Below are 20,265 nucleotides of genomic sequence, written 5' to 3'. Positions count from 1 at the left end.
TCCGGAGGGGACCGGCGACGGGTGGGTCCGGTCCAGACTTCTGTGACCTCCGGGGCACGCGCAATCGTGGAGCACCACGAGGCGGACCACGAGAGCAAGCCCTCCGGTACCACGGTTCGCCTGCATCGCCGCAGGTCAGAGCGATTTCGGCCGGAGTGCTCCACGTCATCGTGAGCCTCGCCACAACGGCCGCGCGCACCCGTACCGAACCGCACGACCTCTACGTGTACATGGACAAGTCCGATGTGCCCGACAGCAGGAGGCAGGGATGACCGGACCGTTGCGGGAACGCGAGGACGCGCACGCGCTGCTCGCGGCAGAGGCGGAGCGGGCACGGGCGGGCGCAGGCCGGCTCGTCCTGCTGCGCGGGGCCTCGGGCACCGGCCGGTCCGCCGTCCTGGAAGCCGCCGCCGCGCACGCCGCCCACCTGGGCATGCGGGTGCTGCGCGCCCGCTGCTCGCCCGACGACATCGCGCTGCCGTTCTCCTCGGTGCTCCATCTCCTCGGATCCGTACCGGAGTTCGCGGACGTCGGGCCGGGCGACGACGACCGGGGCAGCGCGGCACGGCTGTGGCGGCTGCTGCGTTCCTACGCGGACGAGACGCCGCTCATGGTGGCCGTGGACGACGTCCACCTCGCCGACGAGGCCTCGCGCCGCTGGTTCGTGGAGGCGGCCCGCCGTATCGACCGATTACCGGTACTCCTGGTGGCCACCGAGCGCAGTCAGTACGACATCGACCCGCGGCCCGCCGGTCTCACCCACGCCCTGTCCCCGTCCGTGGTCCGCACCCACACCCTCGCCCCGCTCACCGACAACGCCTCGGCCGATCTGGTCCGGGCGGCCTTCCCGGCTGCCTCCGACCGGTGGACGGCGGACTGTGTGCGGGCCGGCGCGGGCAGTCCGCTGCTCCTGCGCGCCCTTCTCGACGACCTCGACGGCGCCCCGCCGCCGGCAACCGTCCCGAGGACGTGCGCCGCGCTGTACCCGGGTTCCTACCCGGCGGCCGTCTCCTGGTGGCTGGACAGCGCCGGCCCGGCGACGGCGGAGGTCGCCCGGACCCTCGCGGCACTGGAACAGGCGGAACGAACAGAACAGACGGAACGAACGGAACGAACGAAGCGGGAGGAACAGGCCGAGCGGGAGGAACAGGCCGAGCGGGCCGAGTGGACCGAGCGCCCGGAGGGCGCCGTCGGCCGGAAAGCCGTACCCGCTCCCGCTCCCGCCCCCGGCTCCCCCCACGAGGCCCTGCCCGCCACCGGCATCGCTGTCGGCACCGGCACCGCCCCCGGCACCGAGACCGAAGCCGCCGCCGAAGTCGCCGCCGGAACCGACATCGCCGCCCCGACCGAAACCGCGTCCGAAGCCGCCACCGACACCCTCGCCGTCCTCGTCGCCGACGCCTCCGGCGCCGACCCGGCCCGGGTCTCCGGATGGTTCACCGCGATGACGCGGCTCGGCGTACTGCGCCCGGACCCGTCCGGCCGCCCCCGCTACGCGCACCCGCTCCTGCGGGACGCCGTCCTCGGCGGCTGGTCCACCGCCCGCCGTCAGGACGCGCACCGGGCGGTCGCCCAGGCGATGCTGCGCCGGGGCGACCACCTCGACGCCGTGGCACGGCAGTTGCTGGGCAGCGCGCCCACCGGTCTGCCCTGGGCGCTGCGCGTGCTGCGCGACGCCGCCACCGTGGCCGCGCGCAAGGCCCGCTCCGGCGACGCCGTCCGCTACCTGCGCCGAGCCCTCCAGGAACCGCTGCCCGACGACCTGCGCCAGCGGCTGCTCACCGAACTCGGTTCCCTGGAGTACGCCTCCGCGGACACCCCGGCGGGCATCCCACGGCTGGCCGAGGCGCTCGACCTGCCCGCCGAACCCCGTGCCCAGGTCCGTACGGCCATCGCGCTGGGCACCGCGCTCGTGGGCCGCGGGGAGGTCCGTACGGCGGTGGAGGTGCTGCGCCGGCTGGAGGGCCGGCTGGCAGGCCACCCGGACCTGGCGCGTGCCCTTCAGACCGCGTCCGCGCTGCTCTCGGACCAGGACCAGACGGTCCGCCGGGAGGCTTACCGCTGGCTCACCGACACCGCCGAACGCTCCCCGGAACTCGTCGGCGCCTCCGGCCAGGCCCTGCTCGTGCGGTACGCGGCGACCGCGGGCGACCTCCCGGCGCAGGAGGCGATGCGACGGCTGCGCACCCTCCTGACGGAGCCCGCCGATCCGCTCGCCGAGCCGTTCCTGCTGGGCACGGCCGCGGCGGTGGCCCAGTGGGCCGACGAACTCGACGAGGCGGAGCGCCTGGTCGAGCGCGGTCTGGCCGGCCAGCACCCGTCCCTCCTGCACCCGATGGAACAGGCCCTGCTGGACACCAGGTGGGACATCGCGGCGGCGCGGGGCGAGTACGGCACCCTGCTCGCCGCGCTCCCCGAGGCGTCCCGTGCCCGGCGCACCGGCGGCGGCCCGGTCAACGCCGACGCGCACATCCTGCTCGCGCTGGTCGAGACGGGCCGTACGCCGCAGGCCCGCCGGCTGGCCGACACCTTCGACCTCCGTGACACCTCCGACTCCTGGGAGCTGAACCGTTTCCTGTACGCGCGGGGCGTACTGCGGTTCACCGAGGGGGATGTGGCGGGCGCTCTGCACGACTTCCTGGAGTGCGGCCGCCGTCAGTCCGCCCGCGCCGTCCTCAGCCCGGTCGTCACGCCGTGGCGGACGGCGGCCGCGGAGTGCCGGCTGGAGCTGGGCAACCCCCAGGAGGCACTGGCGCTGGCGACGGAGGAACTGCGACTGGCCCGGGTGTGGAACACCCCGCGCACGACGGGACGGGCGCTGCGTGTCCTGGGGCGGGCGACCCGGGGCCGGCGGGGCCTGGAACTGGGCGCGGAGGCGGTGGCCGTGCTCCGGGACTCCCCGGCCGAGGCGGAGCTCGTGGCCTCCCTCCTCGCCCACGGATGGCAGTTGACCGCCGCCGGTGAACGCGGGCGGGGCCGCGACCATCTGCGCGAGGGTGCCGAACGCGCCGAACGGCTGGGCAGCGTCCGTCTCCTGGCCCATGCCGAACAGGCCCTCCGCACCGCCGGCGGCCGCCGCACCACGCCCGCCCACACCGGTTCCGGGGCCCTCACCGGCAGCGAACGCCGCATCGCGGAACTCGCGGCGGAGGGCCGCACCAACACCGAGATAGCGGAGCTCCTGCACGTGGCGCGCCGTACCGTGGAAACACACCTGACCAGCGCCTACCGGAAGTTGGGGATCCGGCGGAGGGGCGAGTTGCGGGGCGTCCTGGACGACTGAGGCGGCTGCGCGGCACCGGGTCGCCGCGCGCCGCCGGACCTACGATGAGGGCATGGCCGTCGACCTCTTCGCAGGCATCCCCGTCAACGACTACGCAGCGGCCCTCGCCTGGTACGAGCGGCTGCTCGGCGCCCCGCCGGCGTTCCTCCCGAACGACGCGGAGGCCGTCTGGGAGCTCGCCGAACACCGCTACCTGTACATCGAGCACCGCCCGGGCCGCGCGGGCCACGCCCTGCACACCCTCTTCGTCGACGACCTCGACACCCGGGTCGCCGCCATCACCGACCGCGGTCTGACCCCGACCCACCGCGAGACCTACTCCAACGGCGTACGCAAGGTCACCTACCACGACCCGGACGGCAACGAGATCGGCTTCGGCGGCGCCTCGCTCTGAGGCCGGGCCCCGGTTCCCGGCGCGGTGAGGCCGCTGTGACAGGCCTGTGACCGCAGGAGTGGCTTCCGTCACAGCCCGCCCGGCCCCGCCCTGGTGTGGTGACCGGATGCGTACCGCACTCGCCGCACTGCGCGGCTGTCTGCCGCCGCTCCTGGTGCACCTGCTGATCGGGCTCCCGACGGCCGTCGTCGTGGTGTGCGCGCGCTGGTACCTCAGCTACGGCCACTGCACCTACGAGGACCTCGCCCGCCCCGACCTGGACCACTGCACGTACGACCAGATCGAGGGCAGCGGCTTCGCGCTGATCGTGCTCGTCTGGTTCGCCGTGTTCGTCGCGCTGCTGCTCGTCCTGTTCGACGTCCTGCGCCCCCTGCGGACGGGCCGCTCGCTCGGACCCCGCCTGCTGACCCTCCCGACGATCCTGCTGCCGTACGCCGTGTACGCCACGTACGCCGCGAACGTGGGGTGAGCCGCGGGCCGGTCCACGCGTCGGCCGGAGCCGGGCCGGTGACGCGGATCACTCTCCGGCGTCGGTCACTTCTCCCGCCGGCGTCGGTCGTAAGGACATGACCGAACCTGTGAAGGGCCCCGCGAGTTACTTTCCGTCGATAGAGAAGAAGTACGGACGTCCGATCGCCGAGTGGAAGACCCTGATCCGGGCCTCGCCGCTCACCCGGCACATGGAGCTCGTCTCCTGGCTGAAGACCGAGCACGGGCTGGGGCACGGCCACGCCAACGCGCTGGTCGCGCACACGCTGGCGGAGGACGCCGGCGTGTGAGCCCCCGTCGGCCCCCGGCCCGTCCTCAGCGGCCGTTCGAGGTGTTGCCGTTGCCCTTGGCGGGGGCGCGGCGACGGCCCTGGGAGGAGGTGGGTCGTCCGCCCTGGGAGGTGGGACGGCCGCCGCCCTGGGCCGCGGGCCGGCCACGGCGCGAGCGCGCGCCGGACGCCGAGCGCGCGGGACGCTCCTCGGCGGGCGGCGGGGTGAGGACGACCGGCACGCCGGAGGGCGCCTGCGCACCGGTGATACGGCTCAGCTCGGTCTCGCCGGACCGGACCCGGGTGGTCTGCGGGGTGATGCCGGCGTCGGCCATCAGCCGCGTCATCTCCCGGCGCTGATGGGGCAGGACCAGCGTGACGACGGTGCCGGACTCGCCGGCGCGGGCGGTGCGGCCACCGCGGTGCAGGTAGTCCTTGTGGTCGGCGGGCGGGTCGACGTTGACGACCAGGTCGAGGTTGTCGACGTGGATGCCGCGGGCCGCGACGTTGGTCGCCACCAGCACCGTGACATGGCCGTCCTTGAACTGGGCGAGCGTCCGGGTCCGCTGGTTCTGGGACTTGCCGCCGTGCAGGGACGCGGCGCGCACCCCGACCGCCAGCAGCTTCTTCGCCAGCCGGTCCGCCGCGTGCTTGGTGTCCAGGAACATGATCACGCGTCCGTCGCGGGCGGCGATCTCCGTCGTCGTGGCGTGCTTGTCCTCGTCCTCCACGTGCAGCACGTGGTGCTCCATCGTGGTGACGGCGCCCGCCGACGGGTCGACCGAGTGGACGACGGGGTCGTGCAGGTAGTTCCGCACCAGCCGGTCGACGTTACGGTCCAGGGTCGCCGAGAACAGCATGCGCTGGCCGTCGGGAAGAACCTGGTCCAGCAGCTGCGTGACCTGCGGCATGAAGCCCATGTCGGCCATCTGGTCGGCCTCGTCGAGGACGGTGATGGCGACCCGGTCCAGCCGGCAGTCGGCACGGTCGATGAGGTCCTTGAGACGGCCGGGCGTGGCCACGACGACCTCGGCCCCGCCGCGCAGGGCGCTCGCCTGGCGGCCGATCGACAGACCGCCGACCACCGTGGCGATCCGCAGCCGCAGCGCGCGGGCGTAGGGGGTGAGGGCATCGGTGACCTGCTGGGCCAGTTCCCGGGTGGGGACGAGGACCAGGGCCAGCGGCTGCCTGGGCTCGGCCCGCTGTCCGGCCGTGCGGGCCAGCATCGCGAGGCCGAAGGCGAGGGTCTTGCCGGAGCCCGTGCGGCCACGGCCCAGGACGTCCCGGCCGGCCAGCGAGTTCGGCAGCGTCGCTGCCTGGATCGGGAACGGGGTGGTCACACCCTCGGCACCGAGGGCGGTCAGCAGCCGCTCGGGCATGTCGAGTTCGGCGAACGACTCGACCGCCGGCAGCCCCGGGGTGAGGGTGACGGGCAGCGCGAATTCACCGCCGGACGCGGCGGGACGACTCCCGCGTCCACTCCGCCCGGGCTTGGCCGAACGGGAGGGGGCGCCTTGGCGCCGGTCCGTACGGGAGCGGACGGAGCTGTTGCGGTTCATCCGATACCTTCCTCGAAAGGGGAAAATGCCATGGGCCGGGGCCCGCACTCAGGGAGTACGGGCCCCGGCCACTGGTCCGCGTGATGCGCAGCCGATCGCGTCAGCGTCAGCGTCAGGCGGCGTCAGGCGGTTCAGGCGGGCTGGATGTTCTCCGCCTGCGGGCCCTTCTGGCCCTGAGTGACGTCGAAGGTAACCTTCTGGCCTTCCTGAAGCTCACGGAAGCCGGACGTGGCGATGTTCGAGTAGTGGGCGAACACGTCAGCGCCGCCACCGTCCTGCTCGATGAAGCCGAAGCCCTTTTCCGAGTTGAACCACTTCACGGTGCCAGATGCCATGTTGAATCTCCCTATGGGGCAATGCCCGGACTCCGCACCTTGCGGACCCGGGGGCGGCAGGATCGGGAAAGCCCCAAAAACAAAAAGAGTGCCCGTCGACGGAAGGTCGAAGAGCACTCAAAAGTCTCTGGTAACCGAAACTGCCACTTTTATCACGGTAGCACAGGTCCGGATGCGGGGCCGGGGAGCGAGCGGGCACGACTCAGGCGTGTTGAGGACGCCGTCCCCCGCATATGAGTACCCGTACTCAAGAGGATCACTCCCCCGCTCGGCAGGCTGATCGCACAACCGGTGCAGCCGTCGAGCCGCCCCGGCCGTCGAGCCGTGCAGAGGAGCCGACCGTGGGTATGACCAGGAGCCGAGTGGGAGTGGGCCGTGCTCTGGCCGGTGCGGCCGTGGCGGCCGCCGTGGCCGTCGCCACACTGACCGGCTGCTCCCTGCAGATCGAGGAGGCGAGCTGCGGCGGCGGTGAGTACCCGGTGCTGGCGGTGAACAGCGGCGGCAGCGACTGTGTGCCGGACGACGAGGAGCCGGCGCAGGGCTGGGCCCGCTATCCGGAGGGCAAGGTCCCCGAGAAGGTCGGCGACAAGTGGGACACCTACTGGAGCACCCGCACGCTCGACGAGAAGGGCGAGATCATCGAGCTCCCCGAGGGCGGGTGAGCACCCGGAATTCCCGGAACTCCCGCTGTATAACGGCATCATGATGTATCACGTCGTACCGCTCGACGACTGGAACACCGCCCCCGAGCGCCCTTACGAGCCCGCCTCGCTCGCGGAGGACGGCTTCGTGCACTGCTCGCCCGACGAGGCCACCACGCTCGCCGTCGTCAACGCGTTCTACCGGACCGGCCCCCGGCCGCTGCTGGCGCTCGTGCTCGACGAGGAGCGGCTCTCGGCGACCTGCGCGTGGGAGGCCGCCGCGCCCGCTCCGCCGCCCGGGGTCGCCGAAGGCACCCTGTTCCCGCATGTGTTCGGGCCGATCGACCGGGACGCCGTGACCCGCGTCCTGGAGGTCCGCTGGGACGAGCACGGCACGGCGACGGGCCTGACGGACTTCGGGGCCCGTCCCTGAGGCGGGTGGTGGTGCGGCGGAAGCCCTCGGGCCCTGCCGCACCACCACCCGGCCGGTCACGCGCTCAGAGGTCGAACTCGTGCGGCGGCAGGTCGAGGGTGAAGCACGCCTCCCGTACGACGGCCTGCTCGGTCTTGTCGAAGTCGCCGTCGGCGCCGCCGATGACGATGCCGATCTGGATGACGGCCCGTGCCTCGGCCGGCTTCTTCTTCGCCTTGGCGATCTCCTGGAGAACGCTGACCTTGCCGAAGTCGAAGTCGGTGGTCAGCTTGTTCAGGTTGTCGTCGAAGCGCCGCTGGAGATCCGTGGCGTCGAAGTTCTGCAGCACCTCGTTGCTCGCGATCAGCTGCGCCACCCGGCGCCGCTCGGCGGGGTCGATGGTGCCGTCCGCCGCCGCGACCAGGGCGCACATCGCCATGCTCGCGTCGCGGAAGGCGCCGCTCTTGAGGTCGTTCTTCTTCGACACGAGCTGGGTCTGCATCGTCGACGCGGACTCCTTGATGCGGTCCCACAGGGCCATGAGAACTCCAGAAGGTCGGGGCGGAGTAAGTGACTGCACAAGATCTACAGCAACGTAGAAACTAACAGCCGCCCCGATAAGTTCCCCCGGTCTCCCCGGTCTCCCCGGTCTCCCTGCTCCCTCTGGTCTTTCCGGCTTCTCTGCTCCCTCCTGTTCCTCTGCCCCCTCCTGTCTCCCCGGTTCCTTCAGTCCTCCGTGCCCCGGGGACGGTCGCCGCGCAACGTGATGCGGTGCATGACGCGGTGCCGGTCGCCGTAGTCGCGGTTGGCGTAGTGGGCCGTGCTGCGGTTGTCCCACAGGGCCACGTCCCCCGGCCGCCACCGGTGGCGCACCAGATGCTCGGGCTTGGTCAGATGCGCGTACAGGATGTCGAGCAGGCCCCGGCTCTCGTACTCCGAGACGCCGACGATGTGCGAGGTGAACCCCGGGTTCACGAACAGTCCCCGCCGGCCGCTCTCGGGGTGCACCCGCACCACCGGGTGCTCGACCGGGGTCAGTTCGGTGACCACCTCACCCTCCCAGCGGTTTCCGCGGCCCTGCCGGCGCTGGGCCAGGTAGTAGCCGAACGCGCGGTTGCCGTCGTGCACCGCGGTGAGGGAGTCGGCCAGCGTCCGCAGGCCCGGCGACAGCGACTCGTAGGCGAGCTGGCTGTCGGCCCAGGTCGTGTCCCCGCCGTTCGGCGGCAGGACGACGGCCCGCAGCACGGAGATCGCCGGCGGCCGCGGGACGAAGGTCACGTCCGTGTGCCACACATCGGAGAAACCGCCGTCCTGGCTGTCCAGGGCGTACACCTCGGGCGGCACGCCGGCCCCGGAGTCGTGGACCGGATGCCCGGCCGTGACCTCGCCGAGCCGTCGGCCGAACTCGATCTGCGTGGCGTCGTCCAGTCCGTCCTGGCCGCGCACGAACAGCACCTTGTACTCCACCAGCGCGGTCCGCAGCGCGGCGACCTCCGTGTCGGTCGCGCGGGCGAGGTCGATGCCGTGGATCTCGGCGCCGAAGCTCGGGCCGAGGGGGGTGAGGGGGAGCCGGGACGGGGCGCTCACCTGGGTTTCGAGGGTCACCTGGGCTTCCTTCCTTTCGTACCGGTACGGCGGTCAGGCCGCGGCGGCGGACTTGACGGCGTGGGCGACCTGCGCGCGCAGGTCGGCGAACTCGCGGGACTCGCGCAGTTCGTCGGCGTCGACGCCGGCCCGCGGCAGGGTGATCGGCAGATCGAGGGCGACGGTCCCCGGGCTCCTGGTCAGCACGACGATGCGGGAGCCGAGGAACACCGCCTCGTCCGCCGAGTGGGTCACGAAGACCGTGGTCCGGCCGGTCTGGGCGGTCACCTGCCGGACGTCCTCCTGGAGGCGTTCGCGGGTCAGCGCGTCCAGTGCGGCGAACGGCTCGTCGAGCAGGAACAGCGGGTTCTCGGCGGCCAGGGCGCGGGCGATCGCCACCCGCTGCTGCTGGCCACCGGAGATCTCCCAGACACGGCGCCTCTCCGTGCCCTCGAGGCCGACCCGGGCCAGCAACTCGGCCCGCCGCTGGGGCCATTGGGCCCGGCCGACCCGCGCGTACCGCAGTGCGAGGTCGATGTTGCCGCCGACCGTCCGCCAGGGGAACAGCCGGGGCGTCTGGAACACCACCCCGGCCGTCTGCCCGGGACGGGCCGCGCTGCCGGAGATCCGGACCGCACCCTGGGTGGGCTGCTCGAAACCGGCGATCAGCCGGAGCAGCGTGCTCTTGCCGCAGCCGGAGGCGCCGACGAGCACGAGGAACTCGCCCGCCGGCACGGTGAGATCGACGGGCCCCACGGCGGTGACGGGGCCGTACCGGTGGGTGACGTTGTCGAGTCGGACGGACCCGGTGTGGCCGTCGTCCGCCTCTACTCCCTTGGTGGCGGTCTCACTTGAGGACATCGGGCAGCCCCTTCAGATAGAACGCCTTGCCGACGACGTCCTCCGAGGGTGCGCCCTCGATCTGCTTCTGTCCCGCCAGGAACGCGCCCGTGTCGGTGATGTACGTCAGCAGCTTGCCGGGGCTGCCGTCCGTGCCCAGCCAGTCGGCGGAGGCGACCTCCTCCGGGGTGAGGAACACCCCTTGCGCGAGCTGGGCCTTGGCGTCGGCGGCGCTGATGTTCAGCTCCGCGGAGACGGCCTTGACCGCGCCGTCCGGGTCGGACTTGATCAGCCGCAGGGCCTCCGCCTCCACCTTGCGCCAGGCGTCGATCGCCGTCGGGTCCTTCGCGATCAGCTCGTCCGAGACGACCGCCAGGTCCAGGGTCGGCTTGCCCGCGGCGCCTATCTCCTTGCTGCTGGTGAGCTGGGTGCCGGTCTTGCGCAGTTCGTCGAGGGTCGGCAGCCATACGTAGGCGGCGTCGATGTCCCCGCGCTGCCAGGCGGCGATGATCGGCTGCGGCTGAAGGTCGACGAGCTTGACGTCGGAGGTCTTCAACCCGGCCTCCTCCAGGGCCGCGAGCAGGCTGTAGTGCGAGGTCGAGGCGAAAGGAGTGGCGATGGTCCTGCCCTTGAGACCGGCGACATCCGTGATGCCGCTGTCCTTGCGGGCGACGAGGGCCTCGTTCTCGCCGGCGACGTCCAGGATCCAGGCGACCTTGTACGGGATCGGCGAGCTCCCGGAGATCCCCCGGGCGAACGGGCTCGAGCCGAGCGCGGCGATGTCCAGGGACTTCCCGAGGAACGCCTGGTTGACGCTGGCACCGGAGTCGAACTTGATCCAGGTGATCTCGTAGTCGGGGAGCGCCTTCTCCAGCAGTTTCCGGTTTTTCACGATCAGGTCGCCGCTGGGAAAGGCGAAGTAACCGATACGCAGCCGCTTCGCTCCGCCGGACGACGACGCCGAACTGTCCGAGGAGCAGCCGGTGACGGCGGCGGTGACGGCGGCCAGGGCACCGGCGAACAGCAGCCGACGGGACGGGCCTTGAGCAACACGGGTCATGGCTGGCCGTTCCTTTACAGGGGAGGGGAAGAGAGGGGAGAGGGGAGAAAGAAGAGGGGAGAGGGAAGAGGGAAGAGGGAGGAGAAGTAGCGAGAAGTGGCGAGAAGTCGCGAGAAGTGGCGAGAAGTCGCGAGAAGTGGCGAAAGGAAGCGGGCCGGACAGGGGCCGAACAGGGGCGGGCCGGGGCGGGTCGGGGTGGGTTACACGCGCCCGCGCCAGGGCACGACGGCCCGCTCCAGCCGCAGCAACAGACCGTCGATGAACAGGCCGGAGACCCCGATGGCGATGATGCCGACGAGTACCACGGGGGTGTTGTTGTAGTTGGCGGCGTCCTTGACCATGCCGCCGATGCCGGGCAGCCCGTTGACCAGTTCGGCCGCGACGAGCGAGGAGTAGGCCACGCCCACGGCCAGCCGGACACCGGTGAGCGTCTCGGGCAGCGCGGACGGCACGACGACGTCCCTGACGACGTCCCAGCGTGACCCGCCCAGGGCCCGCGCCGCCTCGACGAGGCTCTGCGGCACGGCCGAGACGGCCGTCGTGGTGGACACCGCGACCGGCGGGAAGGCGGCCACGGCCAGCAGCGTGATCTTGGGCTCCTCGTTGATGCCCAGCCAGATGATGAGCAGCGAGAAGTACGCCAGCGGCGGCAGCGTCCGCAGGAAGGTGATCCAGGGCTCGAACAGCGAGCGCACCCAGCCGACGGTGCCCATGACCAGCCCGAACAGCACGCCGAGGGCGATGCCGATACCGGCGCCGAGCGCGATGCGCCGCAGGCTGATGCCGAGGTGCTCGATGAGGGTGGTGCCGTTGTAGCCCCGTACGCCGTCGTGCGTCGTGGACACATCGATGAACGCGTCCCACACCTTGGCCGGCGGCGGAACCAGGGTCTCGCTCCAGGTCCCGCTCACCGCCAGCAGCTGCCACAGGGCGAGGAACAGCAGGAGCGAGCCGAAGGGCAGCGCGAAGTGGCGCAGACGCGCCCAAGCAGGGGAAGGGGCGGCCGGGTCGGCGGCCGTGAGGGAGGGATCGGCCTTCGAGAACGGGCGTGTTGCGGACACGGGCGGCCTCCAAGGGGCGCCGGGATACCGGGAAGAGACCCGCCGGGTCGTACGACCGCACGGCGGGTGGAGAGAATCAGTGACCCGGGATCAACAACACGCAGCCGGGCGTCGGCACAGGTCGATGACCAGGCGTCGCACCAAAGGCTCGTGAATCATGGGGCCCATTTCTACCGGAGCCGGGTCCCGCTACCAAGAGGCGTCTTACTTCCTGGAACGGGACCCGTCGCGCGTGCGCCCGCAGTGGGCCCGGGCACACGTCCGTGAGCTGGGGTCGAGCCCGCCCGACCCCCTCAGCTGAGGCAGATCAGGCCCAGCAGGCAGATGTCCGAAGGCGAGGTTCCCGCGGGCGCGGTGCTCGACGAAGAGGACGAGGACGAGGACGAAGAAGACGAAGAAGAAGACGAAGAAGAAGACGACGAGGACGACGAACTGGACGATCCCGAGCCGGAGTTCGATCCCGAGGCGGACGACTCCGTATCGCCGGCGGCGCTGGGAGCGGACGACGGCTGCTCGCTCGTGCCCGTCCCACCGGAGGTGCTCGTCCCGCCGGAGGTGGCCGTCGTGCCCGTCGTGCCGTCGGATGCGGTGGACGTTCCCTTGTAGGACGAGGTGCCGTTCCGCTGTCCGGGGACCGACGGCGCCGTGGCGGGGGAAGAGGCCAGCGAGTCCGGGTGGGTGTTCGCCGACGGCCCCGAAGGCCCCGACGCGTCGCCCGGCGAGGGCGGGGTCCGGTGCGCGTCGGAGCGGGTCACCGTCGGGCGGGTGTGCTCCAGGGTCGGTTCCTCGCCGCCCGTCGTGGTCGGGGTCTCCGGCGCCGTGGCGGCCTGGGCCTGGTCGCCGGTCTGCCGGTCCAGCGCCGCGAAGGTCAGCCCGCCGCCGACGAGGGCGACGGCTGTCGCGACCACGGCTCGGCGCTGGCTCTTCCTCCAGCGGGCCAGCTGCCGTCGCCGGGCCGCCCGCCCCTGAGGCGCGTACGGGACGGACGGCGCGGGTGGCGCGGACGGCACGCTCGCGGAGTCGGGGGACGGGGCGGCCGGCGGGGCGGCCGACCACGCCGTGTCCGCGTGCACCGTCGACGGAAACGCCCTCGTCGCGGGCGTCGGCGCCGGAGGCGGTATCCGCGTCGACCTCGCGACCTGGGCGGGGGCGATGCCGCGGTCGACCGTGACCGGCGCGATGTCCGGAGCGTAGGCGCCGCATCCAGGGCACACCAGGGCGCCGTTGAGATGCCGGCGACACGTGGAGCAGTAGTCCATCTGCGGTCTTCCTACGCGGGGGTCCGATGGCCGGCAACGCTAACGAGTCGTTCGAAAGACTGTGTGCAGTCTGTGTGACGCTCCTGCACGGATCCCTGGAGGGGATGGACACACCCGGGCACACACAACGCCTCCGTCCATGAATGTGAACGGTGAACAGGTACGCGTCCCTTGACGTGCTCACTCCACGCCCCTAACTTCCGGGAGAAAGCGCTTTCTGGTCCGGCCGACCCGCACTCGTTCCGTTCCTGGAGATGAATCATGCAGCTGAGATCCGTCATGGCCTGCGTCAGCCTGGTGGCGGGCGCGCTCGTCGCGCTGTCCGGCACCACGGCCCAGGCGGCCACCACGACCCGCTACGAGGCCGAGACCTCCCCGGCGGTCTGCACCGGCACCATCGACTCCGACTGGACCGGCTACTCCGGCAGCGGATTCTGCAACGGCACCAACGCGACCAGCGGATACGCCCAGTTCACCGTCAACGCGGCCACGGCGGGGACGGCGACGCTGAACGTCCGCTTCGCCAACGGCACCACCACGGCCCGCGCGGCCTCCCTGGTCGTCAACGGTGCCACCGTGCAGACACCGTCCTTCGAGGCCACCGGCGCCTGGTCGACCTGGGTCACCAAGACGCTCACCGTGTCCCTGAACGCGGGCAGCAACACCGTCCGGCTCACCCCCACCGCCGCGGACGGCCTGCCCAACGTCGACTACCTGGAGGCGACGACGGCGGACAGCACCACACCTCCGACGACCGGCGCGCTCTACGTCTCACCGAGCGGCACGGACGGCGCGGCCGGCACCCAGTCCGCCCCGACCACCCTCACCTCGGCGATCAGCCGCGTCACCGCGGGCGGCACGATCTACCTGCGCGGGGGGACGTACGCCCAGGCGTCGACGGTCACCGTCCCGGCGACCACCAGCGGCTCGGCGAGCGCGCTCACCACCCTGTCCGCCTACCCGGGCGAGACACCGGTCCTCAACTTCTCCGCGCAGAGCGAGAGTTCGTCGAACCGCGGACTCCAGCTGTTCGGCTCGTACTGGCATGTCTACGGCATCGTCGTCGAACACGCCGGTGACAACGGGATCTACGTCGGCGGCAGCGACAACGTCATCGAGCGCACCATCACCCGCTACAACCACGACACCGGGCTCCAGCTCGGCCGGATCGCCTCCACCACGCCCACCGCGCAGTGGCCGTCCGACAACCTGATCCTCTCCGCCGAGTCGCACGACAACGCCGACTCCGACGGGGAGGACGCCGACGGCTTCGCCGCGAAGCTCACCACCGGGACCGGCAACGTCTTCCGGTACGCCGTCTCGCACAACAACATCGACGACGGCTGGGACCTCTACACCAAGCCGGACACCGGCGCCATCGGCCCGGTGACCATCGAGGACTCCCTCTCCTACAACAACGGCACACTCTCCGACGGCACCGTGAACTCCAACGGCGACCGCAACGGCTACAAGCTCGGCGGCGACGACATCGCCGTCAACCACGTCGTACGGCGCAGCATCGCCTACCACAACGGCAAGCACGGGTTCACGTACAACAGCAACCCGGGCTCCATGGCGGTGTCGAACAACCTCAGCATCGACAACGCCACGCGGAACTACTCGTGGGACGCGGGGACCTCGGTGTTCCGTACCAACACGTCCTGCCGCTACAACGTGAGCGGCTCCAACGACAAGACCGTCGGTGACGCCGACAGCACCAACCAGTTCTGGACCGGCACCAACGGCTCCCGGTGCGCCTCGTCCTACGGCGGCGCGCTCGCCTGGTCCTTCGCCGCGAACGGCCAGCTGGTGGTGACGCTGGGCGGCACCAAGGTGACGCTGTAGCAGCTGTAGCAAGAGACCGGTACGGGTGCGAGGGGGCCTCCCCTGGCACCCGTACGCGGTGTCCCGCCGAGTCCCGCCGAGTCCAGCTGAGTCCAGCCGAGTCCGGCCGTGTCTCAGCCGTCGATGTCGAGAGCCGTCCCGTACAGCCGGTCCACCTTCAGCCGGACGACCACCCGGCGTTCGGCGACCAACTGCTCCAGGAACGCGTCCTCGTCCTCGGGCCGCGCGTCCGCCGGGATCATCCCGAGCAGCTCCCGTCCGACCGCGTCACCGGGGACGGTCGTGACCCCGGAGACCTCGGCCTCGCCCTCGGCGACGGCGAACGACCACACGTCGTCACCCGGTACGTGCAGGGCGGCGTGCGGGTCGCGGCGCAGGTGCTGGACCTTGACGCGGTCGGCCGTCGTCGAGAACCGCACGACGCGGGCGTCGGCGTCCCAGCTGTAGGCCATGGTGGTCAGGTGCGGGTGACCGGTACGCCGGACGCTGGCGAGCGTGCCGAACCGCTGCCGGCCGAGCAGCTCGGAGAGCGCTTCGTCGGACAACGTGCGAGGTGCGGGACCTTGAGTCATGCCGTGACCAACTCCCTTGAGGGCGAAGGTATTTCGTTCCGCGGGCCGGCGAACCGAGCCGGTCAGTTCGGCGGCGGGCCGGTCAGGGCGGCGAGTTCGGATGTGAACAGCCGGGTGGGGTCGAAGCCCATTCCGGTGAAGTGGCCCGCCAGTTCGAGGGACAGGACGCCGTGCAGGCGGGTCCAGCAGGTCAGGGCGCGCTGGAGGGCGGCGGGCGGGGCGGGGTGGCCGTTCGTCCAGCGGTCGCCGAGGCCTTCGAGGTGCGCGGCGAGCGGGGTCGCCGGACCGTCGGCGGGCAGGCCGGCGCAGGCGTCGAGCAGGGCCGTCATGATCTCGGACGCGATCATGGTGACGTCGTCGGGCGCGTGGTAGCCCGGGACGGGGGTGCCGTAGACCAGGAAGTACCGCTGGGGATCGGCCAGGGCCCAGTCGCGCAGGGTGTGCGCCAGTCCGGGCAGGCCGGTGCCGGCGGCCGAGGTGGCGCGGAAGGCGTCGGCGAGGCTCCGGTACGCGTCCCGGACGAGCTCGGTGATCAGCTCGTCGCGGCCGGCGAAGTACCGGTACAGCGCGGGCCCGCTCATCCCCATCTGCTTGGCGATCGCGTTGAGGGAGAGCGCGGACGCTCCCGCCGTGGCGATCTGCTCCCACGCGTGCTCCTTGACCTCCGCTCGCACCTGGGCGCGATAGCGCTCGCGCGGGGTCGTCGTGCCCGTCTCCGCCATGGCCTGCCGCCACCTCTCCGCTCGCCCGCACGCATGTCTACAGTCTCAAGATTTAGTTAGAGGCTATCACGAAGGTTATTGACACCTCCTTTCGATCTGCGTTACAACTTCTAACGAACGCAAGCGCAAGTAACGCTCACTGGAGGTCATCATGAACGCCGAAGGACTCGTCGAGGTCGTCCTGCCGGGCAAGGTCGAGCCGGAAGGGCTGCGGATCCGGCACGGAGCCGTCCCCACCCCGGGCGCAGGGCAGGTACTGATCCGGATGGAGGCGACCGGCGTCTCCTTCGCCGAGCAGCAGATGCGCCGCGGCCGCTACTACGACCAGCCGCCGTTCCCCTTCGTCCCCGGCTACGACCTGGTCGGCACGGTGCTGACGACCGGCGAGGGCGTCGAGCCCGGCCTGGCCGGCACCCGGGTGGCCGCCCTGCTCAAGGTCGGCGGCTGGGCCAGCCATGTCCTCGTCGACGCCGCCGACGTGGTGCCGGTGCCCGCCGGGATCGACCCGGCGGAGGCGGAGACCCTGGTGGTCAACGGCATCACCGCCTGGCAGATGCTGCACCGCAGGGCTCGGATCCGCGCGGGCGGGACCGTCGTCGTGCACGGCGCCAACGGTGGCGTCGGCTCGGTCCTGGTCCAGCTGGCCCGCGCCGCCGGCGTCCGGGTGATCGGCACGGCGTCCCCCCGCCACCACGACGCCCTGCGGCAACAGGGAGTCACCCCCGTCGACTACCGCACCGGCGACCTGGCCGCGCGGATCCGCGAACTCGCCCCCGGCGGCGTCGACGCCGTCTTCGACCACGTTGGCGGCCGGGGCATCGTCGACTCCTGGCGCCTCCTCGCCCCCGGCGGCACGCTCGTCTCGTACGGCACCGCCTCCACGCGGGACGACGAGGGATCCAAGCAGTGGCCCGTGCTGAAGCTGCTCGGCCGGCTGTGGCTGTGGAACGCGCTGCCCAACCGCCGCCGCGCCTGCTTCTTCAACGTCTGGGCCGGCCGCGCCCTGGCCAAGAACCGCTTCCGGGCCCGCCTGCGGACCGACCTCACCGAGCTCTTCGCCGCCCTCCAGCGCGGTGACGTGACGCCCCGGATCGCCGCCCGGCTCCCGCTCGCCGACGTCGCCGACGCCCTCCGCCTGGCCGAGTCCGGAACGGTCGCGGGCAAGGTCGTCCTCCACCCGTAGGCGCCCCCACCCCGTACGAACCCCCCCCCACTCGTACTCCGTACTCCGTACTCCTCGCTCCTCACTCCTCGCAGCCCCGCCCACCGGTCCACCGGGCCGGCAGACCAAGGGAAACCTCATGACCACCAGGACGCTGACGTTCGCGCTCCCGCTCGCGCTCGCCGTCGTCGGCACCCTCGCCACCACCACCCCGGCAGCCCGGGCCGCGCCCGCCCCGGCCGCCGCCCAGCACAGCCGTGCGTCCCAGTGCCGGGGGCAGGGCGTGGACGCCTCCGCCCGCATCCGCTACCACTCCGACGTGGTGATCAAGGCGCCGCTGAGCACCGTCTGGAAGCTCCAGACCGACGTCGAACGCTGGCCGTCCTGGCAGCCGCCCGTCCTCACCGCCGAACGCCTCGACGCCGGCCGGCTGAGGAAGGGCTCGGGGTTCCGCTGGACCACGCCGGCCCCCGCCACGCCCAGCACCCCCGCCACCACCCTCGAGATCACCTCCACCGTCCGGCAGCTTCGGCACGAGGCCTGCGTCCTGTGGAGCGGACCCGCGATCGGCCAGGGCCTGCGTGTCGACGAGGGCGTCCACCTGTGGACCTTCACCCAGGTCAAGGGCGGTGTCCGGGTCCACACCGAGGAGACCTGGACCGGCGCCCAGGTCGAGGCCGACGTCCCCACCGCGACTGCGGCGCTCGGCGCGGGCCTCGAAGCCTGGCTCCACGACCTGAAGACCACCGCCGAACACCGCCGGAGGTGACGGCGGCCCCGTGCGAACCTCTACGCCGGGACCCGGCACGAGCCGGTGGGGCGAGCGGAGAGAGGCGAGGGGCGGGTGTGGCGCAGGTCACGGGAAGTCGGCGTCGAGTGCCGGACAGCTCATTGAGGTGAGCACTCATATGCGTACCCGGGTACGGGCCGGGGAGTCGAGCGCGTTCGCGGAGTTGTTCGACGACTACGCCCGCGCCGTCTACAACCATGCCTTCCGGCTGACCGCGGACTGGTCGACGGCCGAGGACGTGATGGCCGCGACCTTCATGGAGGCCTGGCGGCTGCGCGACCGGATCGACCCCGAGGGCGGCTCCTTGCGGCCCTGGCTGCTGGGCATCGCCACCAACACCGCCCGCAACCAGCACCGCAGCAACCGGCGGTACCGGGCGGCGGCCGGGGTCGCCGCGGCGGCCGAACTGTCCGTGCCCGACCACGCCGACGAGGTCGCCGACCGGATCGACGACCGGCGGCGGCTCGCGACGGCACTCACCGCCCTGGCCACCCTGCGCAGACCGGAGCGCGAGGTCGTGGCGCTCTGCCTGGGGGAGGGCCTGGACTACGAGGCCGCGGCCGAAGCCCTGGGCATCCCGGTCGGCACCGTCGCCTCCCGCCTCTCCCGGGCCCGCAAGAAACTGCGCGCGCTCGCCGAGGACGAACCGGCCCGCCGCCCGGCTGCCGACCGGACGCCCGACCGGACGACTGAGAAAGTCCGCGGAAATCGGGAAGGCGGCCGCACCGGCCGACAGGTAAGAGGCGATCACGCAAACGTGGTCCGGCCCGCGCAGGGAGGAAACCGATGAACGCGAACACGTCCCGGCAGAGTCCGGCCGAGGGGCAGGAGAGCGCACAGCTCTTCGCCCGGACGGCGCGTGACCTGCCGACGGGCCGTCACCAGTTCCACAAGGAGCGTCTGATGGCCCAGATCCACGAAGAGCGACAGGAAGAGCGCACGGCGGCGGCGGCCCCGGGCGGTACCCGGCGGCTGCGGCTGCCGCGCCCGGCGATCACGTTGCCCCTGCTGGCCGCCGCGCTGGCCGGGGTGGTCGTCGCCGGGGTGGCGACGACCGGGGGCGAGGGGGTCAGGGACGGCGGTGTCGCCACCGGACCGGCCCTGACCACGACCGTCGGCGTCGCCACCACCAAGGGCCTGCCCCAGCTGCTGGACCAGATCTCGCTGGCGGCGGCCGAGGTGACCCACCCGGTCGTCGAGCCCGGCCAGTACATCTACATCGAGTCCAAGTCGGCCGACAGCTTCCTGAAGACCGTCGGCGACAGGACCACCCTGGCCAGTCACGAGCTGCACACCCGTCAGCTGTGGGAATCCCCGGACGGCACCAAGGGCTGGCTGATCGACCCCGCCGTCAACGACAGCCCCGAGGGCGAGACCCTGAGCCTCCCCGACGAGCAGGGCAACACCCCGAAGGCGCACCTGGGCGCTCCGTCGTACGACTACCTGACCAAGCTGAGCACCGACCCCGACGAGCTGCTCGCCAAGATCTACAAGGAGACCAAGGGCCAGGGGAACACCCCGGACCAGCAGGCTTTCACCACCATCGGTGACCTGCTCACCGAGAGCTACCCGCCGGCGGAGCTGTACTCGGCGCTGTTCAAGACCGCCGCGAGGATCCCCGGTGTCGTGGTCGTGAACGACGCGGTGGACGCGGTCGGCCGGCACGGGGTGGCGGTGGCCCGCCTGGACGAGACGAGCGGGCAGCGCGAAGAGTGGATCTTCGACACGAAGAGCCACGTCTTCCTCGGTCAGCGCTCGGTCCAGGTGAAGCAACTCAGCGGGACGGACGCCCTGATCAAGCCCGGCACGGTCACCTACACCAGCGCCATCCTGACCCGGTCGATCGTCGACGGCATCAAGCAGACGCCGTCCCAGGCCGGCTGACCCGGGCCGGCTGACCACCGCAGGCAGGGCTCCACTCCACCCCAGGTAAGAGAACGAAATCCGCCTCCAGCGGGAGGGAGGCCCGCTCACCCGCGGCCTAGCCTG

Annotated in this window: 22 protein-coding genes and 1 pseudogene; 13 read left to right on the top strand and 10 right to left on the bottom strand. The window is 71.9% G+C overall.

All coding sequences use genetic code 11. From position 1 onward, the window contains the following. The first annotated feature begins 268 nt into the window (after positions 1 to 268). The 4 genes from ABT070_RS34505 to ABT070_RS34490 all read left to right on the top strand — a co-directional run bounded on the left by ABT070_RS34505 (position 269) and on the right by ABT070_RS34490 (position 4,456). On the top strand, positions 269 to 3,283 hold the full coding sequence (locus ABT070_RS34505) for an AAA family ATPase (RefSeq protein ID WP_351766555.1): 3,015 nt from the start codon (positions 269 to 271) through the stop codon (positions 3,281 to 3,283). A 52-nt stretch (positions 3,284 to 3,335) separates the two neighbouring features. Continuing rightward, positions 3,336 to 3,677 (top strand): VOC family protein, encoded by a 342-nt coding sequence (locus ABT070_RS34500; RefSeq protein WP_351766553.1) that lies wholly within the window; start codon positions 3,336 to 3,338, stop codon positions 3,675 to 3,677. Between the two features lie 106 nt (positions 3,678 to 3,783). Then, complete coding sequence (locus ABT070_RS34495) at positions 3,784 to 4,146, top strand: hypothetical protein (protein WP_351766551.1); 363 nt, start codon at positions 3,784 to 3,786, stop codon at positions 4,144 to 4,146. Positions 4,147 to 4,243: 97 nt separating this feature from the next. Next, positions 4,244 to 4,456, top strand: coding sequence for a DUF4287 domain-containing protein (locus tag ABT070_RS34490; protein ID WP_171398399.1), 213 nt, complete (start codon positions 4,244 to 4,246; stop codon positions 4,454 to 4,456). A gap of 25 nt (positions 4,457 to 4,481) precedes the next feature. Here ABT070_RS34490 and ABT070_RS34485 read toward each other — a convergent pair whose 3' ends face one another. Both ABT070_RS34485 and ABT070_RS34480 read right to left on the bottom strand, forming a co-directional pair. After that, on the bottom strand, positions 4,482 to 5,993 hold the full coding sequence (locus ABT070_RS34485; RefSeq protein WP_351766549.1) for a DEAD/DEAH box helicase: 1,512 nt from the start codon (positions 5,991 to 5,993) through the stop codon (positions 4,482 to 4,484). A 131-nt stretch (positions 5,994 to 6,124) separates the two neighbouring features. Next, positions 6,125 to 6,328: a cold-shock protein gene (locus ABT070_RS34480; RefSeq protein WP_020133270.1), complete on the bottom strand. Its 204-nt coding sequence runs from the start codon at positions 6,326 to 6,328 to the stop codon at positions 6,125 to 6,127. Positions 6,329 to 6,675: 347 nt separating this feature from the next. Between ABT070_RS34480 and ABT070_RS34475 the strand changes: the two genes are divergently transcribed. Further along, on the top strand, positions 6,676 to 6,990 hold the full coding sequence (locus ABT070_RS34475) for an SCO0607 family lipoprotein (protein ID WP_351766546.1): 315 nt from the start codon (positions 6,676 to 6,678) through the stop codon (positions 6,988 to 6,990). Positions 6,991 to 7,030: 40 nt separating this feature from the next. Beyond that, entirely contained in the window at positions 7,031 to 7,402 is a 372-nt protein-coding gene (locus ABT070_RS34470; RefSeq protein ID WP_351766545.1) for a DUF952 domain-containing protein, read from the top strand. A 64-nt stretch (positions 7,403 to 7,466) separates the two neighbouring features. Here the strand turns inward: ABT070_RS34470 and ABT070_RS34465 are convergent, their stop codons facing one another. From ABT070_RS34465 to ABT070_RS34445, 5 genes are all read right to left on the bottom strand, one after another. Then, entirely contained in the window at positions 7,467 to 7,922 is a 456-nt protein-coding gene (locus ABT070_RS34465; RefSeq protein WP_020133267.1) for a tellurite resistance TerB family protein, read from the bottom strand. Positions 7,923 to 8,107: 185 nt separating this feature from the next. Then, a complete protein-coding gene (locus tag ABT070_RS34460; RefSeq protein WP_351766543.1) occupies positions 8,108 to 8,986 on the bottom strand; it encodes a TauD/TfdA dioxygenase family protein in 879 nt (292 codons plus the stop codon). A gap of 33 nt (positions 8,987 to 9,019) precedes the next feature. After that, complete coding sequence (locus tag ABT070_RS34455) at positions 9,020 to 9,826, bottom strand: ABC transporter ATP-binding protein (protein ID WP_351766541.1); 807 nt, start codon at positions 9,824 to 9,826, stop codon at positions 9,020 to 9,022. Then, positions 9,813 to 10,865, bottom strand: a complete 1,053-nt coding sequence (locus tag ABT070_RS34450) for a taurine ABC transporter substrate-binding protein (RefSeq protein WP_351766539.1) — start codon at positions 10,863 to 10,865, stop codon at positions 9,813 to 9,815. Before ABT070_RS34450 ends, ABT070_RS34455 begins: the two co-directional genes overlap by 14 nt. A 200-nt stretch (positions 10,866 to 11,065) precedes the next feature. Next, positions 11,066 to 11,842: an ABC transporter permease gene (locus tag ABT070_RS34445; protein ID WP_351766624.1), complete on the bottom strand. Its 777-nt coding sequence runs from the start codon at positions 11,840 to 11,842 to the stop codon at positions 11,066 to 11,068. A 408-nt stretch (positions 11,843 to 12,250) separates the two neighbouring features. Between ABT070_RS34445 and ABT070_RS34440 the strand changes: the two genes are divergently transcribed. Continuing rightward, a complete protein-coding gene (locus tag ABT070_RS34440) occupies positions 12,251 to 12,532 on the top strand; it encodes a hypothetical protein (RefSeq protein ID WP_351766538.1) in 282 nt (93 codons plus the stop codon). A 39-nt stretch (positions 12,533 to 12,571) separates the two neighbouring features. Next, on the top strand, positions 12,572 to 12,895 hold the full coding sequence (locus tag ABT070_RS34435) for a hypothetical protein (protein WP_351766537.1): 324 nt from the start codon (positions 12,572 to 12,574) through the stop codon (positions 12,893 to 12,895). On the opposite strand, the pseudogene ABT070_RS46300 reads toward ABT070_RS34435, so the two are convergent. Next, positions 12,793 to 13,185, bottom strand: a pseudogene (locus ABT070_RS46300) (SCO2400 family protein); the annotation flags it as partial. The gene ABT070_RS34435 and the pseudogene ABT070_RS46300 overlap by 103 nt on opposite strands. Positions 13,186 to 13,446: 261 nt before the next feature. Here ABT070_RS46300 and ABT070_RS34425 point away from each other — a divergent pair. Continuing rightward, complete coding sequence (locus ABT070_RS34425) at positions 13,447 to 15,030, top strand: right-handed parallel beta-helix repeat-containing protein (protein ID WP_351766533.1); 1,584 nt, start codon at positions 13,447 to 13,449, stop codon at positions 15,028 to 15,030. A gap of 113 nt (positions 15,031 to 15,143) precedes the next feature. Here ABT070_RS34425 and ABT070_RS34420 read toward each other — a convergent pair whose 3' ends face one another. Together ABT070_RS34420 and ABT070_RS34415 are read right to left on the bottom strand one after the other, a co-directional pair. Continuing rightward, positions 15,144 to 15,602: a pyridoxamine 5'-phosphate oxidase family protein gene (locus tag ABT070_RS34420; protein WP_351766531.1), complete on the bottom strand. Its 459-nt coding sequence runs from the start codon at positions 15,600 to 15,602 to the stop codon at positions 15,144 to 15,146. Between the two features lie 62 nt (positions 15,603 to 15,664). Continuing rightward, complete coding sequence (locus ABT070_RS34415; RefSeq protein WP_351766530.1) at positions 15,665 to 16,324, bottom strand: TetR/AcrR family transcriptional regulator; 660 nt, start codon at positions 16,322 to 16,324, stop codon at positions 15,665 to 15,667. A 151-nt stretch (positions 16,325 to 16,475) separates the two neighbouring features. On the opposite strand from ABT070_RS34415, the gene ABT070_RS34410 reads away from it, so the two are divergent. The 4 genes from ABT070_RS34410 to ABT070_RS34395 all read left to right on the top strand — a co-directional run bounded on the left by ABT070_RS34410 (position 16,476) and on the right by ABT070_RS34395 (position 20,160). Beyond that, the gene (locus tag ABT070_RS34410) at positions 16,476 to 17,507 is read left to right on the top strand and encodes a medium chain dehydrogenase/reductase family protein (protein ID WP_351766528.1); all 1,032 of its coding nucleotides are present in this window, start codon (positions 16,476 to 16,478) and stop codon (positions 17,505 to 17,507) included. A gap of 118 nt (positions 17,508 to 17,625) precedes the next feature. After that, positions 17,626 to 18,255, top strand: a complete 630-nt coding sequence (locus ABT070_RS34405) for an SRPBCC family protein (protein ID WP_351766527.1) — start codon at positions 17,626 to 17,628, stop codon at positions 18,253 to 18,255. A 139-nt stretch (positions 18,256 to 18,394) separates the two neighbouring features. Further along, positions 18,395 to 19,066, top strand: coding sequence for an RNA polymerase sigma factor (locus ABT070_RS34400; RefSeq protein ID WP_351766526.1), 672 nt, complete (start codon positions 18,395 to 18,397; stop codon positions 19,064 to 19,066). Continuing rightward, a complete protein-coding gene (locus tag ABT070_RS34395; protein ID WP_351766525.1) occupies positions 19,063 to 20,160 on the top strand; it encodes a CU044_5270 family protein in 1,098 nt (365 codons plus the stop codon). Before ABT070_RS34400 ends, ABT070_RS34395 begins: the two co-directional genes overlap by 4 nt. Positions 20,161 to 20,265 lie beyond the last annotated feature (105 nt).

Source organism: Streptomyces sp. NPDC002884 (genome assembly GCF_040295245.1).
Taxonomy (GTDB): domain Bacteria; phylum Actinomycetota; class Actinomycetes; order Streptomycetales; family Streptomycetaceae; genus Streptomyces.
Note: the sequence above shows the minus strand (reverse complement) of the source record. Positions and strands in the feature narration are given on the sequence as shown.